The organism is Tepidamorphus sp. 3E244 (assembly GCF_046159835.1).
GTDB lineage: Bacteria > Pseudomonadota > Alphaproteobacteria > Rhizobiales > Tepidamorphaceae > JACKJK01.
Genome location: NZ_JBJXCY010000002.1, coordinates 492,448 through 514,126, shown reverse-complemented (window position 1 = coordinate 514,126; position 21,679 = coordinate 492,448). Strand labels below are relative to the sequence as shown.

23 protein-coding genes are annotated in these 21,679 nt (G+C 61.3%); 5 read left to right on the top strand and 18 right to left on the bottom strand.

Annotated features, from left to right (window positions below; translation table 11 throughout):
• Positions 1-49: 49 nt before the first annotated feature.
• Positions 50-793: a response regulator gene (locus ACKTEK_RS11240; protein WP_409165387.1), complete on the bottom strand. Its 744-nt coding sequence runs from the start codon at positions 791-793 to the stop codon at positions 50-52.
• Positions 794-832: 39 nt separating this feature from the next.
• Positions 833-1,357: a MarR family winged helix-turn-helix transcriptional regulator gene (locus ACKTEK_RS11235; RefSeq protein ID WP_409165386.1), complete on the bottom strand. Its 525-nt coding sequence runs from the start codon at positions 1,355-1,357 to the stop codon at positions 833-835.
• A 321-nt stretch (positions 1,358-1,678) separates the two neighbouring features.
• Here ACKTEK_RS11235 and ACKTEK_RS11230 point away from each other — a divergent pair, with 321 nt between their 5' ends.
• Complete coding sequence (locus ACKTEK_RS11230; RefSeq protein ID WP_409165385.1) at positions 1,679-2,587, top strand: branched-chain amino acid aminotransferase; 909 nt, start codon at positions 1,679-1,681, stop codon at positions 2,585-2,587.
• A gap of 87 nt (positions 2,588-2,674) precedes the next feature.
• Here ACKTEK_RS11230 and ACKTEK_RS11225 read toward each other — a convergent pair whose 3' ends face one another.
• The 6 genes from ACKTEK_RS11225 to ACKTEK_RS11200 form a co-directional block, all read right to left on the bottom strand.
• A complete protein-coding gene (locus tag ACKTEK_RS11225) occupies positions 2,675-3,130 on the bottom strand; it encodes a molybdenum cofactor biosynthesis protein MoaE (RefSeq protein ID WP_409165384.1) in 456 nt (151 codons plus the stop codon).
• 3 nt (positions 3,131-3,133) lie between these two features.
• Positions 3,134-3,385: a molybdopterin converting factor subunit 1 gene (gene moaD / locus ACKTEK_RS11220; RefSeq protein WP_409165383.1), complete on the bottom strand. Its 252-nt coding sequence runs from the start codon at positions 3,383-3,385 to the stop codon at positions 3,134-3,136.
• A gap of 3 nt (positions 3,386-3,388) precedes the next feature.
• On the bottom strand, positions 3,389-4,024 hold the full coding sequence (gene pgsA / locus ACKTEK_RS11215; protein ID WP_409165382.1) for a CDP-diacylglycerol--glycerol-3-phosphate 3-phosphatidyltransferase: 636 nt from the start codon (positions 4,022-4,024) through the stop codon (positions 3,389-3,391).
• A gap of 76 nt (positions 4,025-4,100) precedes the next feature.
• Positions 4,101-5,999 (bottom strand): excinuclease ABC subunit UvrC, encoded by a 1,899-nt coding sequence (gene uvrC, locus ACKTEK_RS11210; RefSeq protein WP_409165381.1) that lies wholly within the window; start codon positions 5,997-5,999, stop codon positions 4,101-4,103.
• A gap of 74 nt (positions 6,000-6,073) precedes the next feature.
• Positions 6,074-6,832, bottom strand: coding sequence for an SDR family oxidoreductase (locus ACKTEK_RS11205; RefSeq protein WP_409165380.1), 759 nt, complete (start codon positions 6,830-6,832; stop codon positions 6,074-6,076).
• Positions 6,833-6,843: 11 nt separating this feature from the next.
• Complete coding sequence (locus tag ACKTEK_RS11200) at positions 6,844-7,803, bottom strand: calcium/sodium antiporter (protein WP_409165379.1); 960 nt, start codon at positions 7,801-7,803, stop codon at positions 6,844-6,846.
• Between the two features lie 231 nt (positions 7,804-8,034).
• Here ACKTEK_RS11200 and lysM point away from each other — a divergent pair, with 231 nt between their 5' ends.
• Positions 8,035-8,484: a peptidoglycan-binding protein LysM gene (lysM, locus tag ACKTEK_RS11195; protein ID WP_409165378.1), complete on the top strand. Its 450-nt coding sequence runs from the start codon at positions 8,035-8,037 to the stop codon at positions 8,482-8,484.
• A gap of 42 nt (positions 8,485-8,526) precedes the next feature.
• Here lysM and ACKTEK_RS11190 read toward each other — a convergent pair whose 3' ends face one another.
• The 8 genes from ACKTEK_RS11190 to ACKTEK_RS11155 form a co-directional block, all read right to left on the bottom strand.
• Positions 8,527-9,138 (bottom strand): glutathione S-transferase, encoded by a 612-nt coding sequence (locus ACKTEK_RS11190; RefSeq protein ID WP_409165377.1) that lies wholly within the window; start codon positions 9,136-9,138, stop codon positions 8,527-8,529.
• Positions 9,139-9,258: 120 nt separating this feature from the next.
• On the bottom strand, positions 9,259-9,933 hold the full coding sequence (locus ACKTEK_RS11185) for a ribonuclease T2 family protein (RefSeq protein WP_409165376.1): 675 nt from the start codon (positions 9,931-9,933) through the stop codon (positions 9,259-9,261).
• 15 nt (positions 9,934-9,948) lie between these two features.
• Positions 9,949-10,410: a hypothetical protein gene (locus ACKTEK_RS11180; protein ID WP_409165375.1), complete on the bottom strand. Its 462-nt coding sequence runs from the start codon at positions 10,408-10,410 to the stop codon at positions 9,949-9,951.
• 52 nt (positions 10,411-10,462) lie between these two features.
• Positions 10,463-10,771, bottom strand: a complete 309-nt coding sequence (locus ACKTEK_RS11175; RefSeq protein WP_409165374.1) for a hypothetical protein — start codon at positions 10,769-10,771, stop codon at positions 10,463-10,465.
• A gap of 144 nt (positions 10,772-10,915) precedes the next feature.
• Complete coding sequence (locus tag ACKTEK_RS11170; RefSeq protein WP_409165373.1) at positions 10,916-11,518, bottom strand: BA14K family protein; 603 nt, start codon at positions 11,516-11,518, stop codon at positions 10,916-10,918.
• 170 nt (positions 11,519-11,688) lie between these two features.
• Positions 11,689-12,291, bottom strand: coding sequence for a hypothetical protein (locus ACKTEK_RS11165; protein ID WP_409165372.1), 603 nt, complete (start codon positions 12,289-12,291; stop codon positions 11,689-11,691).
• 107 nt (positions 12,292-12,398) lie between these two features.
• A complete protein-coding gene (locus ACKTEK_RS11160) occupies positions 12,399-12,755 on the bottom strand; it encodes a cupin domain-containing protein (protein ID WP_409165371.1) in 357 nt (118 codons plus the stop codon).
• A gap of 8 nt (positions 12,756-12,763) precedes the next feature.
• Positions 12,764-13,774: an NAD(P)/FAD-dependent oxidoreductase gene (locus ACKTEK_RS11155; RefSeq protein WP_409165370.1), complete on the bottom strand. Its 1,011-nt coding sequence runs from the start codon at positions 13,772-13,774 to the stop codon at positions 12,764-12,766.
• 273 nt (positions 13,775-14,047) lie between these two features.
• Here ACKTEK_RS11155 and ACKTEK_RS11150 point away from each other — a divergent pair, with 273 nt between their 5' ends.
• Positions 14,048-17,017, top strand: coding sequence for a hypothetical protein (locus ACKTEK_RS11150; protein ID WP_409165369.1), 2,970 nt, complete (start codon positions 14,048-14,050; stop codon positions 17,015-17,017).
• A 58-nt stretch (positions 17,018-17,075) separates the two neighbouring features.
• Here the strand turns inward: ACKTEK_RS11150 and uvrB are convergent, their stop codons facing one another.
• Both uvrB and ACKTEK_RS11140 read right to left on the bottom strand, forming a co-directional pair.
• Positions 17,076-19,709 (bottom strand): excinuclease ABC subunit UvrB, encoded by a 2,634-nt coding sequence (gene uvrB, locus ACKTEK_RS11145; protein ID WP_409165368.1) that lies wholly within the window; start codon positions 19,707-19,709, stop codon positions 17,076-17,078.
• 111 nt (positions 19,710-19,820) lie between these two features.
• Positions 19,821-20,078 (bottom strand): hypothetical protein, encoded by a 258-nt coding sequence (locus tag ACKTEK_RS11140; RefSeq protein WP_409165367.1) that lies wholly within the window; start codon positions 20,076-20,078, stop codon positions 19,821-19,823.
• A gap of 435 nt (positions 20,079-20,513) precedes the next feature.
• Here ACKTEK_RS11140 and ACKTEK_RS11135 point away from each other — a divergent pair, with 435 nt between their 5' ends.
• Positions 20,514-20,819 (top strand): hypothetical protein, encoded by a 306-nt coding sequence (locus tag ACKTEK_RS11135; RefSeq protein WP_409165366.1) that lies wholly within the window; start codon positions 20,514-20,516, stop codon positions 20,817-20,819.
• Between the two features lie 228 nt (positions 20,820-21,047).
• Positions 21,048-21,677, top strand: coding sequence for a phosphatase PAP2 family protein (locus tag ACKTEK_RS11130; protein ID WP_409165365.1), 630 nt, complete (start codon positions 21,048-21,050; stop codon positions 21,675-21,677).
• Positions 21,678-21,679 lie beyond the last annotated feature (2 nt).

The following is a 21,679-nucleotide window of genomic DNA, read 5'->3' as shown; positions in this document are numbered from 1 at the left end:
GAGGGATACCATCAGTGTGTTGCGCCGCGCCCTTGAGTGAAGCGCCAGCCTAACTCACGTTGAGCCGATAGCCTATGCCGCGCACCGTCTGGAGGATGACCGGGTTGGTCGGGTCCTTCTCGATCTTGCGGCGCAGACGGTTGATCTGCACGTCGACGGCGCGCTCGCTGGCATCCTCGCCCGCGAGGTCCACGCGCGGGATCGTCTCGTTCGGGGCTGCGGCAAAGATCGCGAGGAACTCCTTCTCGCGGTCGGTCAGCTTCACGGTTTCCTCGCCCAGCAGCAGTTCCTTGCGGGCCATGTCGAAGCAGAATGGGCCGAAGCGCAGCATTTCCGCCGGGCTCGGCTCCTGCATGCCGCGCCGCAGGATGGCGGCAACGCGCAGCAGCAGTTCGCGCGGCTCGAACGGCTTGGGCAGGTAATCGTCGACGCCGGCTTCCAGTCCCTCGATGCGGCTTTCGGTTTCCGCGCGTGCTGTGAGCATGAGGATCGGCACTTCATTGGTCTCGCGCAGGCTGCGCGCCAGGTCCATGCCGCTCTCACCGGGCATCATCACGTCGAGAATGATGAGATCGAAGGCGAGACCGCGCAGGCGTTCGCGCGCGGCGGCGGAATTGTCGGCGGTGGTGATGCGGTAGCCGTTTTCGCTGAGGTAGCGCGACAGCAACGTGCGGATGCGCCGGTCGTCGTCCACCACCAGCAGGTGGGGCGCCTCGTCGGCAATGGCTGCTGTGTCGCGTCGGGTGCTGTCGCTTGCAGTGCGCGCATCGCGCTCCGCGCCGGTCACGGACATGGGCTTGAGATCCTGGCTGTACTCACAACTTCAGTCAGTCTAGGCGGTTTCGTCCTTCTTGACGATCTTCATGACATCGCCCCGCTCGGTGTCATTGATAAGGCGGGCCAGAAATTCCGCCGCAGCGGCCCGCTGTGCCGGGTCGAGGCGGACGAGCGCGTGTTCCATCCGCTTGGCCTGGATGCCGGCCAGCGTGCGCGCGAGATTCTGCCCTTCCGGCGTTGCATGAAGCAAGCGCTGGCGGCGATCACGCTCGCCGGCGCGCTGCTCCACGAAGCCGCGATCCACCAGTTGCTTGAGCACGCGGGCAAGGCTCTGCTTGGTGATTTTCAGGATTTCTAGCAGGTCGGCAACGCTCAGGCCCGGATTGCGGTCGACGAAGTGCAGCACCCTGTGGTGCGCGCGGCCGAACTCGTATCCGGCGAGGATTTCGTCCGGCTCGGAGATGAAATCGCGGTAGGCGAAGAACAGCAGTTCGATGAACTCGTAGCTCGCCTGCGAGGGCCGCGCGATGCCGTCTTCGCCGGATTTTTGGTCCGCGCCGGAAAAATTTATGTCAGTCATATTGACTTATTTCTTTTCGATCGTTACCTGTCAATAACGCTTGGCGCAACATTTGTACAAAACTGCTATGGTTTCGTTCTGAATGATGCGTTGGGCCGTGGGTCGTCCGGCTCCACGAGTGCAGATTGCGGGCTGAATTGCCGCCAACGGTCGTGAATTAGACCATTGCTTGCGGCAAATCGACAAGAAGCCGGGTCTTTCGGTCATTTGGCCGTGCATTCGTCTGGAATTGCCGCTAAAGGCCCGCGAGATCAGGATTCACGAACTCTGCGGCAGCCCGAACGTGCGCCGCGATGATGCAGAACGACAAGGATTGGTACCATGGCAGGTGATGTCCCCTTCGATCAGCGTGACGGCTCGATCTGGATGAACGGCAAATTCGTCCCCTGGGCGGATTGCAAGGTGCACGTGCTGACCCACGGTCTTCATTACGCCAGCGCGGTGTTCGAAGGCGAGCGCGCCTATGGCGGCGAGATCTTCAAGCTGACCGAGCACACCGAGCGGCTGCATAACTCCGCGCGCCTGCTTGGCTTCGAGATTCCCTATTCGGTGAGCGAGATCGACGATGCCTGCCGCGAGCTTCTGGCCAAGCAGGGCTATTCGGACGCCTATGTCCGCCCGATCGCGTGGCGCGGCAGCGAGATGATGGGTGTTTCGGCCCAGAAGAATCGCATCAACCTCGCCATCGCCATCTGGGAATGGCCGAGCTACTTCGATCCCGAGCAGCGCCTGAAGGGCATTCGCCTCGACATGGCCGAGTATCGTCGCCCGGACCCGAAGACGGCACCGAGCAAGTCCAAGGCCGCCGGCCTCTACATGATCTGCACGCTGTCGAAGCATGCCGCCGAGTCCAAGGGCTACGCGGATGCACTGATGCTCGACTGGCGCGGCTACGTTGCCGAGGCGACGGGTGCCAACGTCTTCTTCGTGAAGGATGGCGTGCTGCATACGCCCAATCCGGACTGCTTCCTCGACGGCATCACGCGCCGCACGGTGATCGGCCTTGCGCGCAAGCGCGGGCTTGAGGTTGTCGAGCGCCACATCATGCCGGAAGAGCTCGCGGATTTCTCCGAGTGCTTCATCACTGGCACGGCGGCGGAAGTGACGCCGGTTTCGGAGATCGGGTCCTACACGTTCACGCCGGGCAAGATCAGCCAGCAGTTGGTGACCGACTACATGGAAGCGGTATATCCGCAGCCGGCACAGGTGCAGATGGCCGCGTCGCTGTAAGCGGCGCATTCATCGGGAGCATTGCTTCCAGGATATTGAAGAGGCCGGGCGCTTGCCCGGCCTTTTGTTTTGGGAGGAGTGGGAGGTCTACTTCGACCAGCGCTCGGTGGCGGCGTCGTCGGCGTCCTTTGCCTCGACCCAGTCGCCGGCGGTGCCGTCGACACGGTGCTCCTTCTTCCAGAAGGGCGCGCGGGTCTTGAGGAAGTCCATCATGAACTCGGCCGCCTCGAAGGCCGCACGGCGGTGGGCGGACGCTGCGATCACCAGCACGATATCGCCGCCGGGCGCGATCTTCCCGTAGCGGTGGATGGCGACAAGACCGTTGAGCGGCCAGCGCGCCTCGGCCTGTTCGGCAACGCGGGCGATCTCGGCTTCCGCCATGCCGGGATAGTGTTCGAGTTCGAGCGCCTCAAGCGTGCCGCCTTCGTCGCGGCACAGGCCTGTGAAGGTGACGACCGCGCCGATATCCGTGCGGTCGGCGCACAACGCCTGCACTTCGGCTGCAGCATCGAAGGGGTCGGCCTGGATGCGGACGGTCGCCATGGCTCAGCCGCCGGTCATGGGCGGGAAGAAGGCGATCTCGCTGGCTCCCGTCAGGGGCGTGTCATGGGTGACATGCATCTGGTCGATGGCGACACGGATGACGTCTGACTGTTCAAAAGCGTGGGCGTATTCCTCGCCGCGCGTCTTCTGCCAGTCGAGGAGCTGCGCGACGGTTGAGACGTCACCGGGCAACTCGACGGTCTCATCCGACGCGCCGATGCGTTCACGAACCCATGCGAAGTAGCGAAGCTTCATGGCTCAGCCCTGCCCGTGGTGGTGGTCGTCGAGCAGGTAGCGATAGCTGGCCTTGAAGTAGTCGAAGCCGGTGTAGAGCGTCAGAATCGCGGCAACCCAGATGCCGGCCATGCCGACCCATGTGACGATGGGTTCGGGAAACAGCTTGTCGCCGGCGGGACCGACGACGAGGAAGCCGATGGCGACCATCTGGATGGCGGTCTTCCACTTGGCCAGCCGCGAGACGGGTACCGAGACGCGCACCTCGGCCAGGAATTCGCGCAGGCCGGAGACGAGGATCTCGCGGCTGAGGATGACGAGCGCGGCCCAGATCGTGACGCCGCCGATGGTGCCGACATAGGTCAGTGCCAGAAGGGCGGCAGCGACCAGCAGCTTGTCGGCAATCGGGTCCAGCATCCGCCCCAGCGAGGATTGCTGGTCGAAGACGCGGGCGAGGTAACCGTCGAGATAGTCGGTGATGCAGGCGACGACGAAGATCGCCAACGCCAGCCAGCGGGCTGTCTGGCCCTCGATATAGAAGCAGGCCACGAACAGCGGCACCGCAGCGATGCGGCCATAGGTCAGCAGGTTCGGCAGCGCCGAAAGCTGACGGCGGCCGCGCACCGGCTGGCTGGTCAAGGTTTCGTTGTTCGTGCTCATGAGGATTACCTGCTCGCCCGGCGTGCAAAGGTCAATGTGCAATGCGACGATGACAGTCATGCAAGAGCTGAAAAGATCAGCTCTTTCCCGCCGACTCGTGAAAATGATCGTAGACCAGCCGCGCCATCTGCCGGCTGATGCCGGGTGTCGCCTCGAGGTCGGCGAGACCTGCGCGCGACACCGCCTTGGCCGATCCGAAATGCAGCAGCAGCGCGCGCTTGCGCGTCGGGCCGATGCCGCTGATCTCGTCCAGCGGGTTCTTCGTCAGGGCCGTCTTGCGCTTGGCGCGGTGGGTGCCGATGGCGAACCGGTGCGCCTCGTCGCGCAGGCGCTGTAGGTAGTAGAGGACGGGGTCGCGCGCTTCCAGCCGGAACGGCTCGCGCCCGGGCATGAAGAAGTGCTCGCGGCCCGCATCGCGCTCCGGGCCCTTGGCGACGCCGACCAGCGCGACATCGTCGATGCCGAGTTCTTCCAGCACGGATTCCGCGATGCTCAGCTGTCCCTTGCCGCCGTCAACGAGCACCAGGTCCGGCCATGCCTCGTCGCGCTCGCCGGTCTCCGGGTTGGTATTGTCCTTCAGCAGGCGGGCGAAGCGGCGCGTCAGAACTTCGCGCATCATTGCGTAGTCGTCTCCCGGCGTCAGGTCGGCAGACTTGATGTTGAACTTGCGGTACTGGCCCTTCTCGAACCCTTCCGGCCCCGCGACGACCATCACCCCGACGGCGTTCGACCCCATGATGTGGCTGTTGTCGTAGGTCTCGATGCGCTTGGGCGGCTCGGGCAGGTCGAAGGCCTCCGCTATGCCCTTCAGCAGCTTCGTCTGGCTGGCGCTTTCGGCAAGCCGGCGGCCCAGCGCCTCACGCGCATTGGTGGTGGCATGCTCCACGAGTCCGCGCTTCTCGCCGCGCTGAGGCTTGAGAATCTCGACCTTGCGTTCGGCGCGTGCGCCGAGGGCCTCGGCGAGCAGGTCTTCTTCCGGCAGATCGTGCGAGACGAGGATCAGCCGCGGGCAGGGCTTGTCGTCATAGAACTGGGCGAGGAACGATTGCAGCACGTCGCCCACTTCGAGCGACCCGTCGGCCTTGGGAAAGTAGGCCCGGTTGCCCCAGTTCTGGCCGGTGCGGAAGAAGAACACCTGGATGCAGAACTGTCCGCCTTCCTGGTGGATGGCGAAGACGTCGGCCTCGTCCACGTTGCCGGGGTTGATGCCCTGGTGCGACTGGACGTGGCTCATGGCGGCAATGCGGTCGCGCAGCAGGGCGGCACGCTCGAAGTCGAGCGCCTCGGAGGCTTCTTCCATGGCGCGGCCAAGCTCGGCGCGCACGCCGCTGCTCTTGCCCGAGAGGAAGCGCTTGGCCTCGTCCATCAGGCCTGCATAGTCCTCAAGCGAGATTTCGCCGGTGCACGGCGCCGAGCAGCGCTTGATTTGGTAGAGCAGGCAAGGCCGCGTGCGGCTTTCGTAGACGGCATCGGTGCAGGTGCGCAGCAGGAAGGCGCGCTGCATCGCGTTCAGCGTGCGGTTGACCGCACCGGCGGAGGCGAAGGGGCCGAAATAGTCGCCCTTGCGGTTGCGCGCGCCGCGATGCTTCGTCAGCTGCGGGGCTTCGTGCTCGCGCGAGATCAGGATGTAGGGAAACGACTTGTCGTCGCGCAGCAACACGTTGAAGCGCGGCCGCAGCCGCTTGATCATGTTGGCTTCGAGCAGCAGCGCCTCGGTCTCCGTCTGGGTCGAGACGAATTCCATGGACGCCGTTTCCGCGATCATGCGGGCGATGCGGTTGGACTGGCCGCCGATGCGCGTGTAGCTGGCGACGCGCTTCTTTATGCTGCGCGCCTTGCCGACATAGAGAATCTCGCCATCAGAATCGAACATGCGATAGACGCCGGGACCGGCTGGCGCGCGCTTCTGCGCCGCCGCGATCACCTGCGGGCCGGACTTTCGCGGCCTTGTCGCTGTCTTCTCACTGTCGGTCATCGGCTACCAGATAGCGCGATTCACGCCCTGCGGCGCGGTCCGCGTACCAACTTCGTGCGCAAGCGCACGTCAGGTCATTCGGGAATGTCGGTCACGTCCGGCGTGCGCCAGGCGAGATGCTGCCCGCCGTCGAGCGCCAGCATCTGCCCCGTCATGGACGGTGCGTTGACGATGAACATCACCGCCTCGGCAATCTCGCTCGGGCTCGGGCCATGCTCCAGCGGCACGGCTTCCACCTGCGCGCGGAAGTCGGCTTCCTGCTGGCGTTCGTTCTGCAGGGTCGGGCCGGGGCCGATGCCGTTGACGCGGACGCTCGGTGCAAACGCCATCGCCATGGTGCGCGTCGCCGTCCACAGGGCCGACTTCGACAGCGTGTAGGTGAAGAACTTCGGGTTCAGCCGCCACACGCGCTGGTCGATCATGTTGATGACGTTGCCGTGCTGCCCCTCGGGTAAGGCCGCGACCATGTTGCGGGCCAGAACGATGGGCGCTTCCAGGTTGATGCGCATGTGCGCATCCCAGCTCTCGGCATTGAAATCGTGCGCGTAATCCTCCTCGAAGATGGAGGCATTGTTGACCAGCAGGGTGACGGTGCCGAGCGCGTCGGTCACTTCGCCGATCAGGCGTGCGACCGCGTCACGGTCGGCGAGGTCTGCGCCGAAGCACTTCGCGGTTTCGCCGCGCGTGTGCATCTCACGGCAAAGCTCCAGCGAATCTTTGTCGTCCTCGTCGCGCGCATGGATGGCGATGCGGTAGCCGGCTTGCGCCAGCCGCTCGGCGATCGCTCGTCCGATGCGCCGGGAACTGCCGGAGATGAGAGCGGTCTGCGTCATGGCATTCGCCGTCAGCCGAAGAAGGGCAGGTTCACGTTGTTGAATACGCCCCAGCAATAGATGCCGTAGGCGGCCGTCAGCGCGATCCCGGCGGGTGCGCCGATCCTCCAGCGGCGGCCAACGAAAATCAGGATCAGCATGGCGGATGCCAGCATGATCCAGATGTCAAAGCGCAGCACTTCGTTTGGCACCTCAAGCGGCATGATGATGGAAGTCAGTCCCATGATGCCGAGCAGGTTGAAGATGTTGGAGCCGATGACGTTGCCGATGGCGAGTGCGGCTTCCCGGCGGATCGCCGCCATCACGGTTGCGGCGAGTTCCGGCAGCGAAGTGCCGAGTGCGACGACGGTGAGGCCGATGGCGGCTTCCGAAACACCCCAGCTCAAGGCGATCTCGCGCGCCGAGGTCACCATCAGGTCGGCTGCGATGGGCAGGCCAATGAGGCCGGCAATCGTGAACAGCACGGCGACCGTCATGTTCTTGGCCGGCCCTTCAAGCTGTTCGATCTCGTCGCGCAGGTCCTGTCCACCGCGGCCACGGGTCACCGACTGCCACAGGAACGCGATCAGCAGGATGAACATCAATGCGCCCTCCCAGCGGTTGAGCACACCGGTGAAGCACAAGAGCAGGAAGATAACGGAAGCGCACACCATATAGAGCGTGTTGCGGAAGGCGTCGCGCTGGTCGGTCACGGTTGGCGCGATGAGCGCGGGCAGGCCGAGCACCAGGAGGATGTTGGCGATGTTGGAGCCGATGACATTGCCCACCGCGATGGCCGGCGCGCCGTCAAACGCGGCTTCGACACAGACCATCAGTTCGGGCAGCGAAGTACCGAAGGCGACAACGGTTAGGCCGATCGCGAGCGGCGGGATCTTCATGCGATCCGCAATGCCCACAGCGCCGCGTACGACAAGATCACCGGCGACCATGAGGAGAGCCAGTCCGATCACGAACAGGGCGTAGGAGAGCATACTAGTCCTTCGGCTGTGGGCGGCACCCCGTCGGCAGTGCGCAAGCCGCCCGTTGCGCGTCCCGCAGATATAGCCATTCGTTTGCGGAAAGAAAGGTGTGCGGCACCGTGACCCACACGATCCTCTAGTGGCTCATCACCCTTGGGAACGAATAGCATGGCGAACCATTGACCGGGGCGCTGGAGCGTCTAACGTTTCAAGCGGACAAACAAACGGTTCGGGAGGCCGGTCATGGGAATTTTCGATTTTATCAAGGACGTGGGCGAAAAGCTCGGTATTGGCGGCGATGATGACAAGCCTGATGCCGATGCGCTCAAGAAGGAAGTGGAAAAGCACGGTCTCGAGGCCGACGACCTGAAGGTCGAGGTCGATGGTGACAAGGTGAAGGTTGCCGGCAACGCGCCGAGCAATTCCATTCGCGAGAAGATCATTCTCACGATGGGCAACGTGCTTGGTGTCTCGAAGGTCGAGGAAGACATCAAGGTCGCCAATGCCGAGCCGGATGCCAGTTTCTACACGGTGGAGAAGGGCGACACGCTCTGGAACATCGCCGAGGAGCAGTACGGCAAGGGCAAGGGTGCGAAGTACAACGTGATCTTCGAGGCCAACCGCCCGATGCTGACGCATCCCGACAAGATCTATCCGGGGCAGGTGCTTCGCATCCCGCCGCTGGAAGGCTGATCCAGCCTCCAGCGCCCGCGAATTTTCAGCCCCCGGCGTGGATCATGCCGGGGGTTTTGTCTTGTCGTAGGACGGGACAGCGCCAGTAAAGGCTTCGAGCCATTCCACCAGCTTGAGATGCGTCGTGCGCCATTCGCCGTTGAAGCGGAAATCGAGATAGCCCAGCGCACATGCCAGCGAGATTTCGCCGATGGTCGGTGTGTGATGCAACACGGGCATGTTTTCTTCGAGATAGGTGAGGGCGCGCGTCACCTTCTCCGACTGGTACTCAAGCCAGGGCGCGTGCTGCTTGTCTTCCGGGCGCACTCGCTTTTCGTAGATCTGCACGATGCCTGCATCCATCATGCCGTCGGCCAGCGCCTGCTCGCGCAGCGCATGAAGGCGCGCCTTCGGTTCGATGGGAAAAATCTTGCCACCACCGGCAAGGGTGTCGAGATATTCGCAAATGACGCGTGAATCGTAGATCGCGGAGCCGTCCTCGGCCATCAGGACCGGGATCTTGCCGAGCGGGTTCTGGGCGCGCAGGGAGTCCTCGTCGTCGAACGGGTCAGAGGCTTGGAGCGTGACCTGGTCCGACAGGCCGAGAATGTCGGCGGCGATCTTGACCTTGCGTCCGAACGGGGACGCTGCGGCGGTGCGCAAAATCATGGGCATTGGTGTTGGTTTCCGTTGGCAGGGCCTTCCGGGGAAGGCAAATTCATTTCCAGTGGGCTATCAGGTTTTCGGTTCAGCGGCGATGCCCGGTTTCGTATATCCGTGCCGCGCAACCGCAATTCAAGGCCGGTCGGTGGCTGCCGGCAGGGCGATTTCGCGCGCCGTGCAGGCATCGGCATCAACCTCGCGGCAGGCTCGGAACTCGAGAGACTTGTCGAGACATATCCGCACGTCCTGCAACATACCGCTTCGACACGTGACGGCGAGTCCTTCGGTTTTCATTCCATCGTTGACGGCGGTGAAGCGCGCCTCGATCTCGTCCGGGGACTGTCGTGATGTGCGCTGCGGCGAGAATGACGGATCGATGGTGACGCGTTCGGCAGCGTTGCGTGTCGCCGCGAAATAGGCCTCCGGCGTCATCCCCGTGCACCGGCCATGCTTGCGCCACTGGTGGAAGACCAGCGGCGGGGAGGGGATGAGGTCGGCCATCTCCTCGGCGAAGCGGTAGTCGATGCGCTCCGGCCCCATCTGGCAGTCGGACGGGTAGCCGCTTTCGTATTGCGGCCAGAGCCCGTGAACGATGAAGCCCCACCGCTTGTCGCCGTTGCACTGGACGGAGTCCGGGTTGTCCTGCCCGGCACAGAATGTCGGCGACCACGACAGCGACAGGACCCAGAAATCGAAATTGCCGGAGGTCTCGGGCGTGTCGGTTGGTGTCTTGGCCTGGAAGAAGAAGCCCGCGAACACCGCTCCGGCCACGACGGCGAGGGAGACGAGAGCCTTGATGGGCGACACGGCCGGTCTTGCGCGTCAGCGCGGCAGGATTTCGCGGCAGCCCGGCGCGTAGGCATACGGCCAGTCGCGGCCATAGATGCAGTAATCGACGCCGTAGCCGTGTCCGGCAAAGCCCTGCTCGGAGCGTACCCAGTAGACGACGGAGACGCGGCGACCGTCTGACAGGTCAGCCTGCGCCCGGCAGGAGCGGATCGCTGTGATCAGCGGTGTCCAGTCGCGATAGGCGATCTCGCGCGGATCGTAGAGGGTGTCGATGCGCACGCCGGTGTTCCAGTAGGCACGCTCGGTCTGCGCGAAGCGCTTCTGCACACGCGCCATGACCTTCGGGTTTCCGCAGTCGGGGCCGGACCAGCCGCCGTCGCGCTCGGCATCATCGTGGAACGTGAAGTTGCCACCGTGCTGGCCTTCGGCCTGCGACAGAGCCGGGACAAGGCTCAGAAGAACGGCGATCGCCGCCAGTCGGATAACTCGAAACATGAACGCTCTCCGGACGAAGTGCTGCCGGACCTTCCGCCCCGCAGCGGGCACCTCACTGGTCTGTATTGGTTGCGCCCAATCGGGCCATCGGGCAAGGGGTCTTGGTGAATTTCCAGCTCGTGTTGTTCAAATACATCCCGCATTGCGCCAGTTCACCGCGAATGCAGATGCTCTCGCCCTGGTGGAAATCGCGGCCCTGGTAGCGGCAGGTGCAGGGTACGTTCTTGCCCGACGGGGCAGCGACCGTGAGCGGCGCGGGTTCGGCTGGCCTGGTCGCGTCCGAGGCCGGCGTCGCCGCCATCGCCCCGACCGACAGTGCGGCGGCGACCAGTGAAATGCTCAGGGTGGGCACGATCCTCATGGTGCGGCTCCGGCATCGCTTCCGATACGGCAATACTACCACGATTTTTCCGAAAGCGATGGATCGGCGGTTCCCGACATGAAAAACCCGGCATCGCGGGGGAACGACGCCGGGCTGAAATGCTGGATCTGACGACGGCCTTGCCTACTGGCAGAGCTTGCGCGGACCCTCGTAGGGCTGGAACGTTCCGGTGTCCGGGTCGAACGAGCGGTACTTGGAGGCGCAATAGGCGTACCAGTCATCGGTGAACGGCTCGGGTGCGTATTCGCTGCTGACCGGGGCCGGACCCGTGGGCGCGTTGTAGTAGGTGCGCGAAGGCGGTGCGTCGTAGGAACGGTTGTAGCTGTCAGCAACCATCGCGCCGACGGCAAAGCCGAAGATCGCGCCGACGGCTGCTGCGGCCGCATCGTTGTCGTCATGGTCGTGGCGACGGTGATAGCCACGATTGCCATAGCGATAGGCCGGGGGCGTCCTGTCGTAGTGGCCGCCGCGGCGGTGATCGCCACGATAGCCACGCCCACGGCGGTCGCCACGGTCGTTGTCGCGATGGCGTTCCGCGCGCTGGCCGCCACCGTCATGGCGCTGGCCGCGATATTCCTGCGAGCGCGCACCACGATCGAGATGCGGATGGTCGCCGGATGCCGCGAACGCGGTGACGGGGATCGATGTGCCGGCCAACGAGAGAGCCAGCGCGGCGGCAAGGATACGGAACGGCTTGCGGCGTCCTGTGGTGTTCAACTCGGTCATGTCCAGCCCTCTTGAGCTATAGCGAAAACAGTGGGTCGCGAGGCCATTTCCGCGTTCTTCCCATTAGATCGGTCAGAACGTGGCGATTTGAAGGGGGGAGCCCTGCGTTTGTCGACAACAGGGTTAGCAATGGCGACCTGAACCGAAGCTGAACGGTGCGAGAGGCCCGGCTAGAGCTTGCCGATGGAGACCGTCTTGGTGGCGAGTGCGCGTCCCGAACTGTCGAGCGCCTGCACCGTCACCTCGTAGCTCACGCCCTTGCGGCAGGGCGGCAGGTAGCCGGCGTAACCGGGCGCCGGCGAAACGACGGTCGCGTTGGGCACGCTGCGGGTCTCGCCCGGCACGGACGGCAGCAGCATATTGGTCCAGCCGTTGGCCTTGTAGCCGATGACGCCCATGTCGCCGCGCTTGGACTTGTCGCCGCTGGTTGCCTGGTAGGAGGCGGTGACGGTGGACGTGCCCTTGGGAATGCCGTTGACCGACAGCGCCGGCGTCGAGCCATCGCCGCGCAGCGCCTTGCACTGCTCGCCCTTGGGAATCTTCTCCTCGTCCCAGCGCGCGTCGGCGAAGGCGATGGTCATGATCTTGGAGAGGTTGGGCGAGCCGTCCGGGTTCTTGCTGCCGCCCTCGCCACCAGCAGACGCGCTGCCGGGTGCGCCGTCCGGGCGGCCGATTTCACCCATGACGTTGACGCCGCCGGAATTCTCGCAAGCAGCCAGAAGCAGACTTGTGGCGAGGAGCGCGGCAATGCTGACGATGCGGTTGGCGAACACGATTCGAGGCCTCTTCAATCGCGAATCCGCGGCAACGTAACGGAATTGCGCCGCAGTGCAATTGCGTATTCGCCACAACGCCCGACCAAGTTGCCGCGCCGGGAAGCCTAGAGGCGGATGACGTATTCCTTGCGCGTCGTCTCCACCACTTCCCACGTCCCGGCAAAGCCCGGCTGCAGGATGAAGCTGTCGCCCGCCGTCACCCGGCGCTTGTTGCCGACATTGTCGGTGATGATGCTGACGCCCGACAGGATGCGGCAATATTCCCACTCGTCGTAGGAGATGGACCACGTACCCGGCGTTGCCTCCCAGACGCCTGCGAACAGCTTGCCGTCGGGCGATTCCTCCACGTTCCATGTGGTGAACATCGGCTGGCCGACGACAACCTTGCCGGCATCCGGTGTCTCGCGCTCGGGCACGACGCTTTCGGTGGACAGCGTCAGGAAGGGTCCGGTCGTGTTCATTGCGTGCCTTACGCCTTTCCGCGCGTGTGGTACTTGCCGAGCGTTCTGCGGGCGAGTGCCTGTGTGATGCCGCCGAACGAGTATTTCGTCAGCGGTGCCTTTGAATATTCGCCCTGGCCGAGAATGTCGCGCGCGGCGAATTGCCCGCTCTCGATCGCGGGGCCGAGCCCTTCACCGAGGTCGACGGTGGCCAGCCCCGCCGCATCGCCGATGATGTAGGCGTCGCCTTCCTTCACCGCGCCATCATGGGTGTAGAGGAAGTAGGGGTGGCCGCCTTCCTTCAGGCTGTCCGCCGTCTCCTGGTCGAGCAGGCCCTGCTTCACGAGGTCGCCCAGAAAGGCGCGCCAGTGGTCGTGGATCTTCTCGCCGGTGTTGCGGAACCAGCGCGACTTGCCGCCGATGCCGATATTCACGCAGCCATCGGCCTTGGGCACATACCAAGCATAGCCCTCCAGCCCGCGGATCAGGAAATAAAGGTGGCAGGTGTCGGCGCGCTGCGGATAGGAGAACTCCTTCTCCAGCGTCGCGATCTGGCGGGACTTCATGCGCTCGTCGGAAAACAGGGCCTTGCGCACCGGGCACATGGTGCCGCCCGCGCCGACGATGTGGTCGGAGGAAAAGGCATCGTCGATGACGTAGCGCCCGGTGGCCGCGTCGCGCGCGACCGACTTCACCTGGTGCTCGACGACCTCAGCGCCGGAGCGTTCCAGCAGCCAGGCGTCGAACTCCACCCGGCGGATCGACCAGTTGTCGCCAACCGTCGGGATACCGTTGAACGCGAAGGGGACCCCGCGCACGTGGGTCTTGATGTCGAGCCGGTTGATCGCGTGGGGGTAGTCCTCGGGGGTGAAGTCGAGGTCGGCGAAGACCTTCTGGGTGATCCACCCGGCGCAGAGCTTCAGGCGCGGAAACTGCGCCTTGTCCAGCACCAGCACGTCATGGCCCGCGCGCACCAGCTCGGCGGCGCAGGAGCTTCCGGCCGGCCCGCCTCCGACGATGATCGTATCCACATGACGCATGTTCGCGGCGCGACTCCCCGTGTTTGCTGGGAAAGTACCTTAGGGCCGAATGCGCTTGAAGACGACCGTGCTCAAGCTAGAATTCATGACTCTTAAGTGTTAAAAAAAATGGACTCATACGTAAAGATGGGGGAGTAAATGATAAGCCATACCATGCTCGCCAGATGGCAAAGACTCACAGATTGAGTTGACTGATCAGGGTACAGCTCGCTTGCAAGGTTGAGCGAACAGTCAATTCAGATCTAATTTAAATCTCAAGAATGTAGCATTATAATGAATAGATACGATGTATTAATATATTGTCCGCTTCTGTTGGAGTTTGAGGCAGTTTATGAACTTTTCAAATTCGATGAGAATTACTCAGAAGAATTCGATTTTCCAGTGTTTGGCGGTATTGTTGACGATACGCGGTTACTTCTTGTCACTTCAGATGATCAAAATTCTATAATTGCACGAAAAATATATGAAAAACTCGCACTTAAATTCGATTTTGGAGTCGTCTTTTGCATAGGCATATGCGGCGCTCTCAGTAATGACCTATCCCTCGGTGATGTTTGTTATAACACCAATAATTTAGATTTAAACCACGATCAAAAGTTTGGGGTCGGACGAACGTCTCTTTCACCTAAGTACAACAAAACCGACCCGGTGTTTGTTGCAAAGATGAATTTGTTTCGAACTGACCCGACAATGAGGTCGGCTCGAGAAGATTGGCAGGAAAATTGCAGGATTTGGCTATCTGATCGCGATAATTTTGATTGTTCAGATTTTGAGTATCCGACAATCCTCTCTGGACCGATCGTGACTTACGGTGTAGTCGCAGATAAAGACACGAAGAAGCGAATACTTGAACTAGACCGAAAGATACTCGCTGTAGAGACTGAGCTTTCGGGCATATTTGATGCATGTGGCCATTCACGTGTGATTTCAATAAGGGGCGTCAGTGATTTAGCAGATAATTCGAAAAACGCCCTAGAAGCGAGTAGTCGCGGCGTTGTACGGCAGTATGCAGCCCGAAACGCCGCACTATATTTCAAAACTATAATTCAAAATGCCCCTCCTCTGGTGGATTATATTGTGTCAGTTCGAAGCATGGACGCTAAGGATGATGGTACTAAGGCGGATCCAGGGGCTGACATATTCGAAAAAATTAAGCGATCGGCGGATCATCGATTAAGAGCGGCTTCACCCGAGTATCGGGATCAAGGCCCTGTAGAGTGGATTCCCGCGCCAAGAGTGATGAGCTTGGAGGCAGATTCTGAAGAGAATTTTCCAGTAGAAATAGTGGAAGCTCTTGAAGACAATAGGGCGATATTGGTTAATTTACCTATGAATTACCCAAGTCAAGGCTTGGTGGATTTATACACTCTTGATATGCTCGGGAAAATGATGCTGGGCAAAAATGTGCTGCCTATTGTAGTAGATTTTGTACAGGTTGCGCCTCCGAAAGATCTGCAGCAGGCCATATATGATGTTCAACTGGATGAAATTAAGAAACGAAAAGATATATCGTTAGTTTTTATTGTATCAAATTACAATCCAAAATCTAAATCTCGATCTTCGCATTTGTTCGACATGCTGAAAGATTATCCAGATTCTTTCATTTTGGCTTTTGTGGGGAGTGAGGTTTCAACTTCAGTTGATGGTTATGCGGATATTATTCGTGGCTGGTCGCAGTATCGCCTCGAGAGCGTCTCACTCGAGAATATGAAGCGTTATCTCGTTCGTTCGCACAAGTATACAGAAGATGAAGCGGAGACTATTGCAATTCGACTTACGGATACATTTGACGAGTTTGATCTGCCGATACATCCATCTTATTTCGTAAACATTCCTAGAGAATTACTACAAAGACTTATTGATGCCAATCGTAGAGCCGAGTTAATTGAGCTAGCTGTATTCGGATTTCTAACCTTCGCGGTCGTTGGGGACGAGGACCGTATCGTTTTGAGTCGTACTACGCGTCAGAGATTTCTCACTATGGTGGCTAAGCTTATTAGCGTGGACAAGGAAAAATTTGATCGAAAAAAATTAGAAGAATTAGCTTCAATTATGGCTAAGCAATACGATTTTGATATCAATCCACGACTGTTTATTGACGGTTTATGCCGAAATTATATCATTTCGTTTAACGAAGATGGATTAATGGAGTTCTCACTTCCGTTTGTTCGGGCATTTCTCTTGGCGGACTACTTCAGGTCGAACTTAGCTGACGCGAAGAGCTACTTCCAGTTTGACGACGAGGGTTTTGATTTTTCGGCATTTAATATTTTTGCCGAAATTGGCGATGTTTCTTGGGCGGTAGATGAAGTGTGTCGCCGATTGGACGAGGATGTCTCGACTTTTGACGCCTTGGTTGGCGAGGCGCTGTCTCGACCCGTGTGTGAGGATCGGAAACATGTTTTGGAGGATGCATCGTTCGTTCCAATCCTAGCCTCTAATCAAAAGGACATCGCCAATGTGAGAAAGAACATTGAGCGTGCCGCTCAGGAGGCTTTGGATCAAACGGATAGCGCAGGGCAGAAACAGATATTGATGGATATCCGGAGGAAGACTCGGGAGGTTGTATCAGGCTCGGGCTCTTCTCCGGTTATTAACAAGGGGAAGTCAAGAATTGTACGAGACTGGCAACTTGCTGCGACCCTTCTTGGTGGTGGCTCCGAATCTTTAGAAGCTACGCGAAAACGAGCTCTTGCAACTCGGATCATCGAATTAACCTGTGAGATTATTGATGATTGGATGTGGATGATAAAAAAAAGAGATTATTCGAATATGGCATCAGTCGCATTTGAGCAAATTATGGGTGATGCAGATCTAGCAAATCGCATAAGTGATCGAGAGGCGGTGAAAGATTATTTTAGCTCGGTTTTTGCCCAAATGGAATTGAGGAAGATGGAAGGCGTCGTTTGTTCGATGGTGGGTAATTTATCGGATATTTGCGGTGGTGATGTATTAGCGAAGACCGTCACTGCATGTCGCGACGATCGTCGTAGTAGAGAAATGATTCGTTGTCTTTGGTTAGTGGCATTGGATGAGGATGCTGGGTTAAAGGCGACCGATGGCGCAATTAGAAAATTCCCGAAGAGAATCTATCCAAGGGTTTTATTTGCAAAGTATCTCATACTTCGGGCTTATTGGAATGCGAAGAGCAGGCGGAGCCGCGAAAACATTACGGAAACTGCAAATAATATATTGAAGCCCTTGCCGCTGAGTGTGTCCGGCCCTGATGACCAGCCACACTAGTTGTTCGGATTTCTCGGCGTTATGTTAATTACGGGAAAAGTCGAAAAATCGATTTAGCTTATTTCTTCTCAGTCCTGCCCACCGTCATCTCGTCCAGCGTGTTCTTGCGCACCTTGTTCGAGGCACCCGGTTTGCGGTTGTCCCGCCCGGCGGCAATTTCGCTGCCCTGAAGCTTGGCGAGCGGGTCGCTCGCCGTCAACAGTTCCTGCTGCTCCAGACGCTTGATCTCGTCGCGCAGGCGCGCTGCTTCCTCGAACTCCAGGTTGGCGGCGGCGTCGCGCATGCGCTTGGACATGTCGTCGATGACCTGGCGCAGGTTGTGGCCGACGAGCGTGCCTCCGTCCTTGCCCTTCTTGCCGCCGATCCCCGCGTCCACCGTGACGTGGTCGCGCTCGTAGACAGAGTCCAGAATGTCGGCGATGCCGCGCTTGATGGTGGCCGGCGTGATGCCGTGCTCTTCGTTGTAGGCGACCTGCTTCTCGCGGCGGCGGTCGGTCTCCTCGATGGCGCGCTGCATGGAGCCGGTCACCTGGTCGGCATAGAGGATCACCTTGCCATCGACGTTGCGCGCGGCGCGGCCGATGGTCTGGATGAGCGAGGTTTCCGAGCGCAGGAAGCCTTCCTTGTCGGCATCGAGGATGGCGACGAGGGCGCATTCGGGTATGTCGAGGCCCTCGCGCAGCAGGTTGATGCCGACCAGCACGTCGAACGCGCCGAGCCGCAGGTCGCGGATGATCTCGATGCGCTCCAGCGTGTCGATGTCGGAGTGCATGTAGCGCACGCGGATACCCTGCTCGTGCAGGTACTCGGTGAGGTCCTCGGCCATGCGCTTGGTCAGCACGGTGACGAGGGTGCGGTAGCCGTCGGCCGAGACCTGGCGGATCTCGTCGAGCACATCGTCGACCTGGGTCGTCGCCGGGCGGATGTGGACGGGCGGGTCGATCAGCCCCGTGGGGCGGATGACCTGCTCGGTGAAGACGCCGCCGGTCTGGTCCATCTCCCAGTTGCCCGGGGTGGCGGAGACGAAGACCGATTGCGGGCGCATGGCGTCCCACTCCTCGAAGCGCAGGGGGCGGTTATCCATGCACGAGGGCAGGCGGAAGCCGTATTCGGCCAGCGTCGCCTTGCGGCGGAAGTCGCCGCGATACATGCCGCCGATCTGCGGCACGGTGACGTGGCTCTCGTCGGCGAAGACCAGCGCGTTGTCGGGCAGGTACTCGAACAGGGTGGGCGGCGGCTCGCCGGGGCGGCGGCCGGTGAGGTAGCGCGAGTAGTTCTCGATGCCGGCGCAGGAGCCTGTTGCCTCCAGCATTTCGAGGTCGAACAGGGTGCGCTGCTCCAGCCGCTGCGCTTCCAGCAGGCGGCCGGAATCGTACAGCTCGGCGAGGCGCTCCTTCAGCTCGGCCTTGATGGACTTCGTCGCCTGGTTGAGCGTCGGCTTGGGCGTGACGTAGTGCGAGTTGGCGTAGACCTTCACCTTGGCGAAACTGTCGGACTTGTGGCCGGTGAGGGGGTCGAACTCGTCGATAGACTCGATCTCGTCGCCGAACAGCGAGATGCGCCAGGCACGGTCCTCCAGGTGGGCCGGGAAGACCTCGATGGTGTCGCCGCGCACGCGGAATGTGCCGCGCTGGAAGGCGCCGTCGTTGCGCTTGTACTGGAGAGCCACGAGGTCGGCGATCAGCTGGCGCTGGGCGATGCGCTCGCCGCGCTCCAGCGAAAACGTCATGGCGGTGTAGGTCTCGACCGAGCCGATACCGTAGATGCACGACACCGAGGCGACGATGATGACGTCGTCACGTTCCAGCAGCGCGCGCGTCGCGGAGTGGCGCATGCGGTCGATCTGCTCGTTCACCGACGATTCCTTCTCGATATAGGTGTCGGTGCGCGGAACGTAGGCCTCCGGCTGGTAGTAGTCGTAGTAGGAGACGAAATATTCGACCGCGTTGTTGGGGAAGAAGCTCTTGAACTCGCCGTAGAGCTGGGCGGCCAGCGTCTTGTTGGGCGCGAGGATCAGCGCCGGGCGGCCGGTGCGCGCGATGACCTGCGCCATCGTGTAGGTCTTGCCGGAGCCGGTCACGCCGAGCAGCACCTGCTCGTTTTCGTTCTGCTCGACACCGGCCACGAGTTCCGCAATGGCCGTGGGCTGGTCGCCCTTCGGTTCGTACTCGGCCTGCAGGTCGAACTTGATGCCGCCTTCGGACTTCTCCGGGCGGGGCGGGCGGTGCGGCACCCATTCGGGCTGGTTGTCGGAAACGTAGAACGGGCGGCCGCGCGCGATGAGCGCGTCGATGTTCTTCTGGGCGGGGAGCGAACCGGGCGTGTCACCGGGACCCTTCACGGTGCGCGCCGGCGTGCTGCCGGCGGGGTCCATCAGGTCCATGCCCTCGGTGCCCTCGATGCGCGGGGCACGCTCGGGCCGGGCGGCCTTGCTCTTCGACTTGCCCTTGGCGCCCGCGCCGGTCCCCACCAGGCTTTTTGCTTTCCCTGTCGCGCCTCCGGCGCTCTTCGCCTCTTGGTCTTTGAGGATCTTCTTGCCGATATTGGAATCAACCTCGACATCCGCCGTGAAGGCAGACTGCGGGGCTTCGGACAGACCCTTGGGGTCGCTGCCCTGCGCGCCACCCTCCATGAAGGGCTTCAGCGCATCCTCAATGGAGGGCAGCTCTTGCTTCTTTGTCGATTTCGCCATGGGCCGAATATGGGGAGACTCGCGGCGCGAGGAAAGGCGCTGGATGGCCCGAAAACGAAAAAGCGCGGCGTTCGCCGAACGCCGCGCCAGTCCTGTCAGGGGTACCGGACTTTACTCGCCGATTTCCATCTTCTCGGCGACCATCTTGCCGTCCATGTCGTTGACGGTCAGCGTGACTTCGTCGCCGACATCCAGGCCTTCGGTGGACACACCGTCGGCGAGCACGAACATCTTGCCGCCCTCGAGGGTGATCTCGCGGGTGGCTTCGTCATAGGCGTCGACCTTGCCGGCCTCGACGGTGGCGGCGGCGGCGATGCCGGCGGTGAGGGTAAGGGCAAGGGCGGACAGGGCAACAAGACGCTTCAGCATCTTTCACTCCAATGGACAAAACCCGGCAGATGTCGGAGCGACCAACCACGGCGCATCCCCAGCCGGCTGGCGCATAGATTGATCCGGTCCGCGGCCCGCGCAATCCGCCGAAATAAATATTCTTTCGTCCGCAAATCAGCCGCAATCGGGGGCCGGTCCGTGCAGCCTTCGGCGAGGTGCGCGCACCGTGGCGTCTGCACGCTGTCACGACCAGCTCGCCGAGGCGGAATATTCGGCCACTAAATTCGTCCACTAAACAAGAACGCGGGCGCGCGGTTACGTCCCCAACGCGTCATCGGATCACCGTCTCACGACTCAAAAACCTGTGATCGCTGCGGCGCAAAAAATCAGGAACGACTCTCAGGGCGGCCCGTTGGTTGTGCAAGGCGAAGGTCGAACCCCCCATTCACCCCTTCGCCGCGAAGGAGAGACACTATGTTGAACCGCAAAATGATTTCTGCTCTGGCTCTGACCGCAGCACTGGCGATCCCTGGCGCGGCGTACGCGCTGGATGACGAGTCGACCCCGAAGGTCAATCTGGAGACCGTCAACCCGAGCGCCGACCAGCCTGAGTCCGCTGAGCCGGGCAAGGAGTATCCGAAGGAAGCCCGTGAGTCTGGTGAGCCGACGGATCCCAACATGGCGACCATGGCCGACGACGATGCGGACAAGCCCCTGACCGAGGGCACCCGAGAGATGCAGGCCAAGAACAATCCGGATCAGGTTGACGACACGATGTAATTCATCGCGTCAGTCGATAGACTGAAACGACGGAACGCCCGCTCCGCATTGCCGGGGCGGGCGTTCCTGCTATCTGGCCGGCGCGCGTCGCCGGGAACCCTTCGTGACATGGCGCATTGGCAAGCGATGACTGACCGAACCGCGAGCGACCGAAGGCCCTTCGACCACGCAGGGCACTACCATCCACGTGTGCACCTTCTTTGGAGCATTGTCATCGGTGGTTTCGGGATGTTCGCGCTTCTCTCCGTGCTGATGCGCAACGACATGCTGAGCACGTTCGACCACGGCATCATCCTCGCCCTGAGAAGCGCGCCGGACGATCCCCTCGGCCCGCCCTGGTTCGAGGCCGCTCTCGTCGACGTCACCTCGCTGGGTTCGTTCACGGTGATCGGATTGGTCTGCACCGCCCTGTTACTGGTGCTCATCACCGAGCGGCACGGCGAGGCGGCCCTGTTCCTGATCGGCTCGCTGGCAAGCGGAACACTCGTCGCGCAGGCGGCGAAATGGATTTTCGAGCGCCCCCGCCCGGATGTCGTGGAACACCTCTCGCAGACATTCACATCCAGCTTTCCAAGCGCACATGCGACCGTTGGCATGCTCTCCTATCTGGTGATGGCCGCCGTTGCGGTGCGCTTCATCCCGCGTGCGAAACTGCGGCGACTGGTCATCGGTTGCGCCATTGCAGCCGGCGTGCTGATCGGATCGAGCCGGGTCTATCTTGGTGTGCATTGGCCGAGCGACGTTGTGGCCGGATGGGCGCTTGGTGCGGCCTGGGCAAGCCTATGCTGGCTCGCCGCGCATTACCTCAGCAGCCGCCGTCGCGGGCAAAGCCCCGACCTCGGCAAATCGGAGACCTGAGC